Consider the following 12,603-nt stretch of genomic DNA (forward strand, 5'->3'; position numbering starts at 1 on the left):
GAGCCTTAGCTGCAGCCGCTGGTGCTGCCGCAGGTGTCGCACTTCAGGCAGGTGCCGTTGCGCACCATGGTGAAGTTGCCGCACTCGCCGCAGCTTTCGCCGACATAGCCTTTCAGGCGGGCCTGGGCGCGCTGCTCCTCGACGCTGGGCGTCGCCATCACCTCGGTCTCGGTTTCCACCTCGACGTCGATCTCGATTTCGTGCTTCAGCGCGGTCGCCTGAGTTCCGCCCGACCCGGTGCCGGCAAAGGTCTTGGCGCGGGCCTGGAGCTGTCCGATGGCTCCGGTGGAGGGATCAGCCGTCCGTCCGCCGGACTCCGACCCGTGCACCACCACCAGCTTCTCGTTGACGCGGCCGCGCACGAGGCCGGTCGACACGAACTTGGCAGCGGGCACCGCCGGCTCCGGCTTGCCCTCGCTGACGCCGGCCCCCATCGCGGTCGAGCCGATGTCGGCGGAATCGACGTGGCCGAGATCGTGGCGGCCGATATAGGAGATCGCCAGCTCGCGGAAGATGTAGTCGAGGATCGACGTGGCGTTCTTGATCGAGTCGTTGCCCTGCACGAAACCGGCCGGCTCGAAGCGGGTGAAGGTGAAGGCCTCCACGAATTCCTCGAGCGGCACGCCGTATTGCAGGCCAAGCGATATGGCGATGGCGAAGTTGTTCATCAGGCTGCGGAAGGCGGCGCCTTCCTTGTGCATGTCGACGAAGATCTCGCCGAGCCGCCCGTCCTCGTACTCGCCGGTCCTGATGTAGACCTTGTGGCCGCCGACGATCGCCTTCTGGGTATAGCCCTTGCGCCGGTGCGGCAGTTTCTCGCGCTCGCGCACCGCCTTCTCGACGACGCGTTCGACGATCCGCTCGGCCATCGCCGCGGCCTTCGCCTGGGCGGGCTGGGCCAGCATCTGCTCGATGGCCTCGTCCTCATCCTCGCTGTCGTCGGCCAGTAGCTGCGCCGACAGCGGCTGGGACAGTTTGGAACCGTCGCGATAGAGCGCATTGGCCTTGATGCCGAGGCGCCACGAAAGCATGTAGGCGCTCGTGCAATCCTCGACGCTCGCCTCGTTGGGCATGTTGATCGTCTTGGAGATGGCACCCGAGATGAACGGCTGCGCCGCGGCCATCATGCGGATGTGGCTTTCCACCGACAGGAAGCGCTTGCCGCTGCGCCCGCAGGGGCTGGCGCAATCGAAGACGGCAAGGTGCTCGTCATTCAGATGCGGCGCGCCTTCCAGGGTCATCGCGCCGCAGACATGAGTGTTGGCCGCTTCGATGTCGCGCCGGCTGAACCCGAGCTCCGACAACAGGTCGAAGCTCGGGTCCGCCAGTTTGTCCGCCGCGACCCCCAGGGCCCCCTGGACAAAATCTTCGCCCAACGTCCACTTGTTGAACGCGAACTTGATATCGAATGCGGATTTCAGCGCCTGCTCGATCGCCTCGAGCTTCTCGTCGGTGAAGCCCTTGGCCTTGAGCGTGTCGTGGTTGACCGCCGGCGCGCCGTTCAGGCTGCCGTGGCCGACCGCGTAGTTGATGATTTCGTCGATCTGCGACGGCTCGTAGCCGAGCTTCGACAGGGCGGCGGGAACCGCCCGGTTGATGATCTTGAAGTAACCGCCGCCGGCGAGCTTCTTGAACTTCACCAGGGCGAAATCGGGCTCGATGCCGGTCGTGTCGCAGTCCATGACCAGGCCGATGGTGCCCGTCGGCGCGATGACCGAGACCTGGGCGTTGCGGAAGCCGTGCTCCTCGCCGATCTCCAGCGCCTTGTCCCACGCCGTGCGCGCCGCCGTCGTGATGTCGCTTTCCGGGCATGAGGCGATATCGAGCGGGACGGGCAGGGTGTTGAGCGCCTCGTAGCCTTCGGCCTCGCCATGCGCCGCCCGGCGATGGTTGCGGATTACCCGCAGCATGTGCTCGCGGTTCGGCTCATAGCTGGGGAAGGCCCCGAGCGCCGATGCCATTTCCGCCGACGTCGCGTAGGCGACACCGGTCATCAGCGCCGTGATGGCGCCGCACAGAGCGCGGCCTTCGGTCGAGTCGTAGGGAATGCCCGAGGTCATCAGCAGGCCGCCGATATTCGCGTAGCCGAGACCCAGCGTGCGGTACTCGTAGGAGAGTTCGGCGATGCGCTTGGAGGGGAACTGCGCCATCAGCACCGAGATTTCGAGCACGATCGTCCACAGACGCGTGGCGTGCTCGAAGGCGGCGACGTCGAATGTCCCGTCCTCGTTGCGGAACTGCAGCAGGTTCAGCGAAGCCAGATTGCAGGCCGTGTCGTCGAGGAACATGTACTCGGAGCACGGGTTGGACGCGCGGATCTCGCCGCCGGCCGGGCACGTGTGCCAGTCGTTGATGGTGGTGTGGAACTGGATGCCGGGGTCGGCGCAGGCCCACGCGGCATGGCCGATGTCGTCCCACAGGTCGCGGGCGTTCAGCGTCCTGGCGATCTCGCCGTCGAGCCGGCGTATCAGGTTCCACTCGCCGTCATCCTCGACCGCGCGCAGGAATTCGTCGGTGACGCGCACGGAGTTGTTCGAGTTCTGGCCGGAGACCGTGAGATAGGCCTCCGAATCCCAATCGGTGTCGTAGACCGGGAATTCGATCGACGTGTAGCCGTGCTTGGCGAACTGGATCACGCGGCGGATGTAGTTCTCCGGCACGTGCGCCTTCTTGGCGGCGCGCACCTCGCGCTTCAGCGCCGGGTTCTTGGTGGGATCGAAGCAATCCTCGCCCGGGCCCTGGCAGTTCACGCACGCCTTCATGATGGCGGTCAGATGCTTCTGGCAGGTCTTGGAGCCAGTGACGAGGGCGGCGACCTTCTGCTCCTCCTTCACCTTCCAGTTGACGTAATCCTGGATGTCCGGGTGATCGACGTCGACGACGACCATCTTGGCGGCGCGGCGCGTGGTCCCGCCCGACTTGATGGCGCCGGCGGCGCGGTCGCCGATCTTCAGGAAGCTCATCAGGCCCGACGACTTGCCGCCGCCCGACAGCTTCTCGCCGTCGCCGCGTACCATCGAGAAATTGGAGCCCGTACCGGAGCCGTACTTGAACAGCCGCGCTTCGCGCGTCCACAGGTCCATGATGCCGCCGTCGTTGACGAGATCATCCTCGACCGACTGGATGAAGCAGGCGTGCGGCTGCGGGTGCTCGTAGGCCGAGGCCGATGCGGTCAGCGCGCCGGTCTCGAAATCGACATAGTGATGGCCCTGGCCGGGACCGTCGATGCCGTAGGCCCAGTGCAGGCCGGTGTTAAACCATTGCGGGCTGTTCGGCGCGCACTTCTGCGTCGCCAGCATGAAGGCCAGTTCGTCGAAGAAGCCACGGGCGTCGGATTCCGAGTCGAAATAGCCGCCCTTCCAGCCCCAGTAGGTCCAGGTGCCGGCGAGACGGTCGAAGACCTGGCGGGAATCGGTCTCGGGGCCGTAGCGCTCGTCCTCGGACAGCTCGGCGAGGGCCTCTTCGTCGGCGACGGACCGCCACAGCCAGGAGGGAACCGAGTTCTCCTCGACCGGCTTCAGCCGCGCCGGGACGCCGGCCTTGCGGAAATACTTCTGGGCGAGGATGTCGCTTGCCACCTGCGACCAGCCGGCGGGGACCAGGATGTCTTCGAGCCGGAACACGATCGAACCGTCGGGATTGCGAATCTCGCTGGTGGTGGTCCGGAAATCGATCCCCTCATAGGGCGACTTCCCCTCGACGGTGTAACGTCGCTCTATCCGCATCTTGCTCATTCCCCGTTCGCGCTGTTCGGCGCGCAATTGCCCCGCGCCGGACCTGACAGACCCGGCTCCTGTCCGAATTGTGACGGCGATTGCCCCGTCAATGGCGTCTCGCGACGCCGCAACACCTCACGCTGCCGCCCACGGGTCGACCCCGAGCCATGGGTGCATTTTATCGTTACCCTCGGGAAGGCCCGAAGGGAATAACTCATTGATACTTATATGGAAGTTCCGCCGACCGGCGAAAGCTGTGCCGTAGGCGACAACATCATTCACGCTAAAAGACTCGCACGGATTGCGTCAAGGACATTCACGTCTGCTGACGTCAATTTTTCACAATCCCTTGTGGTTCATGGGTTTTGCTCCAACAAGATATGGTGTCGCGGCTTAACGATCGGTGAATCTTGGGGACAACCCACTCTTCGCCTTGCGAAGGGTATCCCGCAGGCCTTTTCTGGGGGCGATGTCCGGACCTCCGCATCCGCGGAGATTCGAAGTGGAAATCATTGAGGACGATTCGTCTCGAATTGTCCCTACCGATTTCAACGCGGCTTAAGTCGGTCTGGTTACCGTGCGCCTTCGATAGACGGAGCCAATGCCGATGCCGACCAGTCTCGCCTATGGAAAAACACTCGCGTCGCTGGACGTCGTGCTCGTGCACGACAACAGGGGCGCGCAGGCGATACTGCGATCGATGGTCTCGTCCATGCATATCGCGCGGCTGCGTGTCTACGACTACGCCGAGCAGGCCCTCAGCGACATGATGGTCGATCCGCCAACCGTGCTCATCGCCGAGTGGGAGATGAAGCCGATGAGCGGCTATCGGCTGGTGCGGACGATCCGCGAGAAGGACATGGAGCCGCTCTCGTTCATGCCGATTCTCGCGGTCACGCCGATGCCGACCCTTTCGATGGTCGACCGGGCCTTCTCGATCGGTGTGAACAACATCGTCGTCATGCCGGTGTCTCCCGTCGCGCTGCGCCACCGGTTCGAGTGGTTGCTCCGCGACGACCGTGAGTTCGTTCTGCAGGACAATCACTATGTCCTCGGCGGTATGGAGGAGGTGCTCGAGGAGCGGATTCGCCGCGCCGACATCGGCAACCTGCTGCGCAAGCAGAAAGCCATGCAGGACGCGATCGCCAAGCGTGCCGAGAACGCCCAGGACGTGGTCGACCGGATCGTCAATGGCGAGGTCGGCGAACACGATCCGACGCATGGCGGACAGGCCGATCAGTCGAAGGTCACCTGGAACAGCTGGAACGTCACCTAACGGCGCGATGCCGCGGCAGCGCCGGTCAGGGCCGCCGATTCAGGGGGGGGACCGGGCGACTGCGTCGCGAAGGCGGTGGAATCCGGATTTCGCCTTTCCGACAAGGCTGGACACGCGGGCCCGTTCCCGCCATAGTCCGCCGGCATTTCAAGGGCGGACGATGCGCGACTTCATCATTCAGATCTTCGCCTGGTGGCACAAGGCCACGCTCGGCACGCGGTTCAACACGTGGCTGAGGGGCGAATTCGTCGGCGAGGACGAGTTCGGAAACCGTTACTACCGCACGCGCGGTGGTGCGGTGGATCGTGACCTGGGCTTCCAGCGACGTTGGGTCCTCTTCAGCGGGCCTGCCGAGGCGAGCACGATTCCGCCGGGCTGGTGGGGATGGATGCACCACAAGGTGGATACGCCGCCGACCGAAACTGACTACAAGCCGCACGAGTGGCAGAAGCCGCATCAGCCGAATCTGACCGGCACGGCGGCGGCCTACCGGCCGCCCGGAAGCACGCTGACGCCGGAACGGCGCCCGCGGGTGACCGGCGACTACGAGGCCTGGTCTCCGGACGCATGATCCGGGCGGATTTCATGATCCTTTCGCCTGTCCAGTTCGCTCCCGCTTGTCGCGACGCGCGTCGATCGGACCCGAAATGACCACATTTCGGGGCGATCGGACAAACACGGATGCCGGATCGGGGCAGGGGATGGAGCAGCGAGTGTCGACGTACCGGATAGGGCAGATCGGCCGAAGCGGGGTACTCGCCGTAGTCGCGATCGCGGCTGTAGCCATCACCGCCGCAACAGGTGCGCGCGCCGAGAAGATCTCCAACCCGGTCGCCGAATTCACCGGTCTCGACAAGATCACGGGTCAGATCCGAACGTTCGACGTTCTGGTCGACGAGACCGTCCAGTTCGGCGCGTTGCAGCTCACTCCGCGCGTGTGTTACTCGCGCCCGCCGACCGAACCGCCGCGCACCACCGCCTTCGTCGAGGTCGACGAAGTGACGCTCGACCGCAAGATCCAGCGGATTTTCAGCGGATGGATGTTCGCCGACAGTCCTGGCCTCAACGCCATTGACCACCCGATCTATGACGTCTGGCTGACCAACTGCAAGACGAGCTCCGAAGAGCTCGGGGTCGGCAACTGACCGAAATCCGCTTGCTGGTCGATCGCCCGCTCCAGCATTTGCTGATAGCGCCTGCGTGGCACCTCGATCGCACCGAAGCGCTTGAGGTGGTCGGTCACGAACTGGGTGTCGAGCAGCGCGAACCCTCCGTATTTGAGCCGCGCCACCAGATGGACGAGGGCGATCTTGCTGGCGTCGCGTTCGCGGTGAAACATGCTTTCGCCGAAGAACGCGGCCCCGAGACTGACCCCATATAGCCCTCCGACCAGCCTGTCCTGCCGCCAAACCTCGACCGTGTGGACATGGCCGGTGCGGAACAGTTCGCCGTAGAGGCGGCGGATCTCGGCGTTTATCCACGTCTTGCGACGTCCCTGTGCCGGCTCGGCGCAAGCCTCGATGACGGCATCGAAATCGCTGTCGATGCGGATTTCGTAGTCGTCGAGACGCACCGCGCGGGCAAGCCGGCGCGGGAGATGGAATGCGTCGAGCGGCAGAATCCCGCGCTCGCGCGGCTCGATCCAGTAGAGGCTCGGGTCTTCCGCGCTCTCGGCCATCGGGAAGATGCCGCAGGCATACGCCTTCAGCACAACCTGAGGAGTGATCGATAGCGACAGATCGTCGGGCGTGGTCATGTCGGAAACTTAGGGGCTGGCCGGTGCCCGTCCAATACAGGACGAGGCGGGCCGGCCTCAGCCTTCCTGCTGGTTGGCCGCCAGGAAGCGTTCCAGCCAATGAATGTCGTAGTCGCCGTCGACGATGTCGGACTGGTCCAGAAGCCTCTGGAAAAGGGGAATCGTCGTGGATATGCCGTCGACGACGAACTCGCCGAGCGCCCGGTGCAGCCGCATCAGGCACTCGTTGCGGGTCTTGCCATGCACGATCAGCTTGCCGATCAGGCTGTCGTAGTAAGGCGGGATCGAATAGCCCTGATAGACGGCCGAATCGACGCGCACGCCCAGACCGCCGGGAGAATAGTAGTAGTTGATCTTGCCCGGCGAGGGCCGGAACGTTGCAGGGTCCTCGGCGTTGACGCGGCATTCGATGGCATGGCCGCTGAAGGTGATGTCGGATTGCTTGACCGACAGCGTTCCCCCCGATGCGACGCGGATCTGCTCGTTGACCAGGTCGATGCCGGTGATCATCTCGGTGACCGGATGCTCCACCTGCAGGCGCGTGTTCATCTCGATGAAGAAGAACTCGCCGTTCTCATAGAGGAACTCCACGGTTCCCGCGCCGGAATAACCCAAATCGGCGATGGCTTTGGCAACCCGCTCGCCGATCTCCGCCCGCTCCTTGGCGTTGATTCCGGGGGAAGGCGCTTCCTCCCAGACCTTTTGGTGCCGGCGCTGCAGCGAGCAGTCGCGCTCGCCCAGATGGATGCCGCCGCCCTGTCCGTCTCCGAATACCTGGATTTCGATATGGCGGGGCCGCTCGAGATACTTCTCGATATAGAGAGCGTCGTCGCCGAATGCGGCCTTCGCTTCGGACCGCGCAGTGCTCACCGCTTCGGCGAGATCGTCGGCCGAGCGTGCGACCTTCATGCCGCGCCCGCCGCCGCCCGCCGCAGCCTTGACGAGGACGGGATAGCCGATCTCGCCGGCGATCCGCGCGGCTTCCTTGTCGTCTTTCACGGCGCCGTCGGAACCGGGCACGACGGGAATACCGAGGCGCTTGGCGGTGCGCTTGGCCTCGATCTTGTCACCCATGATGCGGATGTGCTCGGGCGAGGGGCCGATGAAGGCGATGTCGTGGGCGCGCAGGATTTCCGCGAAGCGGGCGTTCTCGGAAAGGAATCCGTAGCCGGGATGCACCGCGTCGGCACCGGTGATCTCGCAGGCCGAGAGCAGCGCCGGGATGTTGAGATAGCTGTCGCGCGCAGGAGGCGGGCCGATGCACACGCTTTCGTCAGCCAGCCGCACATGCATTGCATTTGCGTCGGCGGTCGAATGGACGGCCACGGTCGAAATCCCGAGCTCCTTGCAGGCGCGAAGCACCCGGAGGGCGATTTCTCCCCGATTGGCGATGAGGACCTTGTCGAACACGCGCGAGCGCCCGTTGGATTTGCGAGGACGAACTATTCGACGACGACGAGGGGCTCGCCGTATTCGACCGGCTGACCGTCCTCGACGAGTATCGCTGTCACGGTGCCAGCTTTCGGCGCCGGGATCTGGTTCATCGTTTTCATGGCCTCGACGATTACCAGCGTCTGGCCTTCGCGAACGCTGGCCCCGACTTCGATGAAAGGCGCTGCTCCGGGTTCGGGCGCGCGATAGGCGGTTCCTACCATCGGCGAGGTGACGGTGCCGGGCTTCAGGCCTGGCTCGGCGCTGGCGCCTGCGCTCGGTGCGTGTCCCGCGGAAGCGGCCGGCAGGGCCGCTGCGATCGCCGGTGCCGCACCGGCGACCACGGAGACGGTGCGCGCCACGCGTACCCGCAGCCCCTGCTGCTCGATCTCGATCTCGCTCAGATCGGTCTCGCTAAGCAGCGCCGCAAGCTCGCGGATTAGGGTCTGGTCTATATCCCGGTCGGATTTTGCCATCTTGATATCCTGCCGACCGCCGCTCGGCAGCCCGATCGTGTCATTGCTTCCGCTTTGGAGACGGAAGACCATACATAGAGGTTCGAACGCAATCCGCAAATCGCGTCCGAACGGTCCGGTGCGTGTTTTTGGGGAAATCCCCGGATTCCAGGTTTCGTCAGCACAAACCGTCTCGGTCAGCAGGTCTGGCAGACTTCCTTTCGCGCCTTGGCGATCTTGCTCTGCAATTCCTCCAAGCTGACGGCGCCGGGTATCACGTCTTCGCCGATCACATAGGAGGGCGTGCCGCGCAGGCCGAGCGCTTCGGCAATCTTGTAGTTCTCGGAGATCTGTTCGTCCACCGCCGGGTCCTTCGCGGCGGCGACAACGGCATCCTTGTCAAGTCCGAGCTTTTCGACCACCGCCAGAGCCTGCTTCTGGCCGATCCCGTCGCCCCCGCCGGGCTGCCCCATCAGTTCGACGTGGTAGTCGAGATACTTCTCAGGCGCCACCTTGAGGACGCCGAGCGCGATGCGGGCGGCTTCTCCCGACCCTTCGGAAAGCACCGGCCACTCCTTGAAGACGACCCGCAGGTTCGGGTCGGTCTTCATCAGGTCGATCATGGCGGGAAGCATCCGCTTGCAATAGCCGCAGTTGTAATCGAAGAACTCGACCAGCGTTACGTCGCCAGTCGGATTTCCGACGACCGGCGAGTCGGGCGAATTGAAGATCGCTTCCCGATTCGCCGCCAGCGCCTCCGTGCGGGCAACGGTCTCGTCCTTCTCGCGCTTCGACTCAAGCGCTGCGAGCATCTCCTCGAGGATATCCGGATTCGCGATCAGGTAATCGCGGACCACCGGCCCGAGTGTCTCGGCGTCGAGCGCAGGTGTTTGCCCCGCGGGCGCCTGGTCGGAGTCGCTGCTGTCCGCCGTATCCTTCGCGAGACCGGCGACCTTCTCGTCGATCATCGCGGCGACTGCGGCTGCGTCGAGGTCCGGCGCCGGTGCGGGTTTGTCCCGGAAGGCTCCGACCGCCGCAACCACGGCCACGATCAGGGCGAGTGCGGAAAGAACGATGGGCGTTCTCGTCATGTTGAGTGTCCCGTAGCTTAAAGTCGCAATGTCACGGACCGCTTATCACGACTTCGGCGGCTTGTATGTCAAAATATCGTCAGCGCGCAGCCAGGCCGGCGATCCGGTCTTCAGCCCCTGTTTCGCGCGCTGCGCGAACCGCTGTGCCATCTCGAAGTCGCCACGCTTGAAATGTTCCTGTGCCGTGGCGAGCTCCGCCTCGGGCACCCGCCCGGCGCGGCCATAGGCGATGGCGAGATGGCGGTAGCCCGTAACGAAGTCCGGTTCGTCCCGCAGACCGCTGGTCAGGTTGTTGATTCCCTCGTTCAGCAGGCCCGGATCGTTCGCGGCGACCTGTGCGCCGCCCAGCGAGACCTTGATCAGACCGGGATTGGGGGCCAGTGCCACGGCCTTCTGGTAGGGCGAGATCGCGTCGCGCGGCTTGCCCGACTTGACCAGGAGATCGCCCTTGAGCTCCCAGAAATACGGGTTGTTCGGCATTGCCTTGATCAGCCCGTCCGCGTTTGCGATGGCGGAGCGGTAGTCTCCGGTCCGCATCAGCGAGACGGTGCGGGCGTAATTGGCCGCCAGGCTCTTGTCCGACTTCGGGTAGCGTCGCGAGACCGTGCCGGGATGTTCGAGGTAGCCCGACAGCTTCGCGCGCACGAGGTCGTGGCGCATTTGCAGTTCCGGGGGATCCGCGCGGTCGAAGTAGGGGCTTTCGCGTGCCACCCGCTCAAGGGACGAGACGCGGTCTCGTGGCATCGGATGGCTGACGGCGTACGGATCGGCGTACTTCGCCGATAGCATCGACTGGTCGGCGAGGCTCGCAAAGGTCGTCAGCATGCCTTTCGCCGATTGGCCGGTCGCGTTCAGATAGTTGATCGCGGAGCGGTCGGCGGCCGCTTCCTCGGTCCGCTGGTAGGCGAGCAGGGAGCGCTGCGCGACATGGGCACCGCCGAGCATCAGGGCGTTGCCCGCCTGCGCCCCCGAACCGAAGTTCCCGGACGCGGCGCCCGCGCCCATCGCCGCGGCACCGAGCAGCGTGGTCAGGATCGAAATCGCCTGCGCGTTTTGCAGCTGCTGGCGCATGCGGGCCAGGTGGCCGCCGGCGATATGGCCGGTCTCGTGCGCGAGCACGCCGATAACCTCGTTCGGCGTCTTGGCCTGCATCAACACACCCGAATTGACGAAGATCCGCCGTCCGTCGGCGACGAACGCGTTGAAGGACGTCGAGCCGACCAGGTAGATGTGCACCGCGGACGCGCCAACCCCCGCCGCCTTCAGGATCGGTGTGGTGTAATCGCGCAGCAGGTTTTCTATTTCCGCGTCGCGAATGAACCCGATCGATTGCGCGGAGGCGGGGGTAACCGACATCGAAGCGACCGATACGGCAGTCGCCAGCGCGACCACCGCGTTGGCGTACCGTCTCCCCGCACCCCAGCCGTCGCGCCGTGCGGGTGCCGCGGGTTTCGCCGTCTTTTCAGCCATGGTTGAACGAAACTCCATGAAAGCGGCGAGGGTAGGGCGGTCGTCGGCCACGGTCAAACCCCGGGCGTCCGGCCCGTGGTCGATCTGCCGCGAATATAGACCCACCGACGTCTCTCCGTTACGAAAAGCGCGGCAAATGCGGCGACAGGGTGGCGGAGACACATTCGCCCCGGCCGGGCCCAACGCGGAGAGATGGAGACGATGAGCGAGAATACCGATAACGAGCGACCTGGGTCCGCGCGCCGCTGGCCGGCATCGTCCCGGCGATCCGAGGTCGCTCCCTTCATCGCCATGGACGTTCTGCGGGACGCGAAGGCTTTGGAAACGGACGGACGGCGGATTCTGCATCTGGAAGTCGGCCAACCCGGGGCGCCGACCCCGGAAGGGGTGCGGGTCGCGGTCGATGCCGCGCTTTCCGAGGGACGCATCGGCTATACCGAGGCGTTGGGCACGACTCCGTTGCGCGAACGTATAGCCAGGCACTACCGCGACGCCTATGGCGTCGACGTGTCGCCGTCGCGCATCGTCGTGACGACCGGTTCGTCGGCCGCGTTCGTGCTGTCGTTCCTCGCCGCCTTCGATGTCGGTGGCCGGATCGCGCTTCCCGCCCCCGGCTATCCCGCCTATCGCAACATCATTTCCGCCATGGGGCTGGAGACCGTCTGGCTCGAGACGAACGAGAGGTCGCGTTGGGCGCCGACGGCGGACATGCTGGACGAAGCCGCGGCGAGCGGGAGGCTGGACGGCATCCTGGTCGCAAGTCCGGCGAATCCGAGCGGTACGGTCGTCGCGCCCGACCAGATGGAAGCGCTGATGACGCGGGCCCGCGAGCTCGGCATGTGGTTCGTCTCCGACGAGATCTATCACGGCCTGACCTACGGCGCGCCGTGCGACACCGCGCTCCAGCACGATGAAAACGCCATCGTGATCAACAGTTTCTCGAAATACTACTGCATGACCGGCTGGCGGATCGGCTGGATGGTGGTGCCGGAGGCGCTGGTGCGGCCGATCGAAAGGCTCGCCCAGAATATCTACATCTCGCCACCCGCGCTGTCCCAGGTCGCCGCGCTCGCCGCGTTCGACTGCACCGAGGAACTGGAGCGCAACAAGGCGGTCTACGCGAAGAACCGCGAAATCCTGATGGGAGCCCTGCCGGCGCTTGGATTCGACAAGGTGTTGCCGATGGACGGCGCTTTCTACGCCTATGTCGACGTCGGGCGGTTCACCAACGATTCGGGCGAATTCGCCGACCGGATGCTGCGCGAAGCCGGTGTCGCCACGACCCCCGGGCTCGACTTCGACCCAGTGCGCGGCAATCGATTTCTGCGAATTTCCTTTGCCGGCCCCACTGCGGAGATAGAGGAGGCAGTCGGCAGTCTCGAGAGGTGGCTGAAGCGCTAGCGGCAGC

At 64.8% G+C, this 12,603-nt stretch carries 10 protein-coding genes; 4 read left to right on the plus strand and 6 right to left on the minus strand.

What is annotated here, in order from left to right:
- Positions 1 to 5: 5 nt before the first annotated feature.
- Entirely contained in the window at positions 6 to 3,725 is a 3,720-nt protein-coding gene (locus ACSF9G_RS10310) for a vitamin B12-dependent ribonucleotide reductase (protein WP_436642110.1), read from the minus strand.
- A 598-nt stretch (positions 3,726 to 4,323) separates the two neighbouring features.
- Here ACSF9G_RS10310 and ACSF9G_RS10315 point away from each other — a divergent pair.
- From ACSF9G_RS10315 to ACSF9G_RS10325, 3 genes are all read left to right on the plus strand, one after another.
- Entirely contained in the window at positions 4,324 to 4,992 is a 669-nt protein-coding gene (locus ACSF9G_RS10315; RefSeq protein ID WP_436641183.1) for a response regulator, read from the plus strand.
- A gap of 160 nt (positions 4,993 to 5,152) precedes the next feature.
- Positions 5,153 to 5,563 (plus strand): NADH:ubiquinone oxidoreductase subunit NDUFA12, encoded by a 411-nt coding sequence (locus tag ACSF9G_RS10320; protein ID WP_436641185.1) that lies wholly within the window; start codon positions 5,153 to 5,155, stop codon positions 5,561 to 5,563.
- A gap of 199 nt (positions 5,564 to 5,762) precedes the next feature.
- A complete protein-coding gene (locus ACSF9G_RS10325) occupies positions 5,763 to 6,137 on the plus strand; it encodes a DUF2155 domain-containing protein (protein ID WP_436642112.1) in 375 nt (124 codons plus the stop codon).
- On the opposite strand, the gene aat is transcribed toward ACSF9G_RS10325, so the two are convergent.
- From aat to ACSF9G_RS10350, 5 genes are all read right to left on the minus strand, one after another.
- Complete coding sequence (gene aat / locus ACSF9G_RS10330; RefSeq protein ID WP_436641187.1) at positions 6,077 to 6,748, minus strand: leucyl/phenylalanyl-tRNA--protein transferase; 672 nt, start codon at positions 6,746 to 6,748, stop codon at positions 6,077 to 6,079. The two genes, ACSF9G_RS10325 and aat, sit on opposite strands and share 61 nt — an antisense overlap.
- A 57-nt stretch (positions 6,749 to 6,805) precedes the next feature.
- Positions 6,806 to 8,158, minus strand: coding sequence for an acetyl-CoA carboxylase biotin carboxylase subunit (gene accC, locus ACSF9G_RS10335; RefSeq protein ID WP_436641189.1), 1,353 nt, complete (start codon positions 8,156 to 8,158; stop codon positions 6,806 to 6,808).
- A gap of 32 nt (positions 8,159 to 8,190) precedes the next feature.
- On the minus strand, positions 8,191 to 8,655 hold the full coding sequence (gene accB, locus ACSF9G_RS10340; protein WP_436641191.1) for an acetyl-CoA carboxylase biotin carboxyl carrier protein: 465 nt from the start codon (positions 8,653 to 8,655) through the stop codon (positions 8,191 to 8,193).
- 176 nt (positions 8,656 to 8,831) lie between these two features.
- Positions 8,832 to 9,725, minus strand: a complete 894-nt coding sequence (locus ACSF9G_RS10345) for a DsbA family protein (protein ID WP_436641193.1) — start codon at positions 9,723 to 9,725, stop codon at positions 8,832 to 8,834.
- A 45-nt stretch (positions 9,726 to 9,770) separates the two neighbouring features.
- Positions 9,771 to 11,195, minus strand: a complete 1,425-nt coding sequence (locus tag ACSF9G_RS10350; protein ID WP_436641195.1) for a M48 family metalloprotease — start codon at positions 11,193 to 11,195, stop codon at positions 9,771 to 9,773.
- 201 nt (positions 11,196 to 11,396) lie between these two features.
- Here ACSF9G_RS10350 and ACSF9G_RS10355 point away from each other — a divergent pair, with 201 nt between their 5' ends.
- Positions 11,397 to 12,596: a pyridoxal phosphate-dependent aminotransferase gene (locus ACSF9G_RS10355; protein ID WP_436641197.1), complete on the plus strand. Its 1,200-nt coding sequence runs from the start codon at positions 11,397 to 11,399 to the stop codon at positions 12,594 to 12,596.
- The last annotated feature ends 7 nt before the right edge of the window (positions 12,597 to 12,603 follow it).

Origin of the sequence: Microbaculum mangrovi, from assembly GCF_051390635.1 — a bacterium.
In the GTDB taxonomy this organism is placed as follows: domain Bacteria; phylum Pseudomonadota; class Alphaproteobacteria; order Rhizobiales; family Tepidamorphaceae; genus Microbaculum.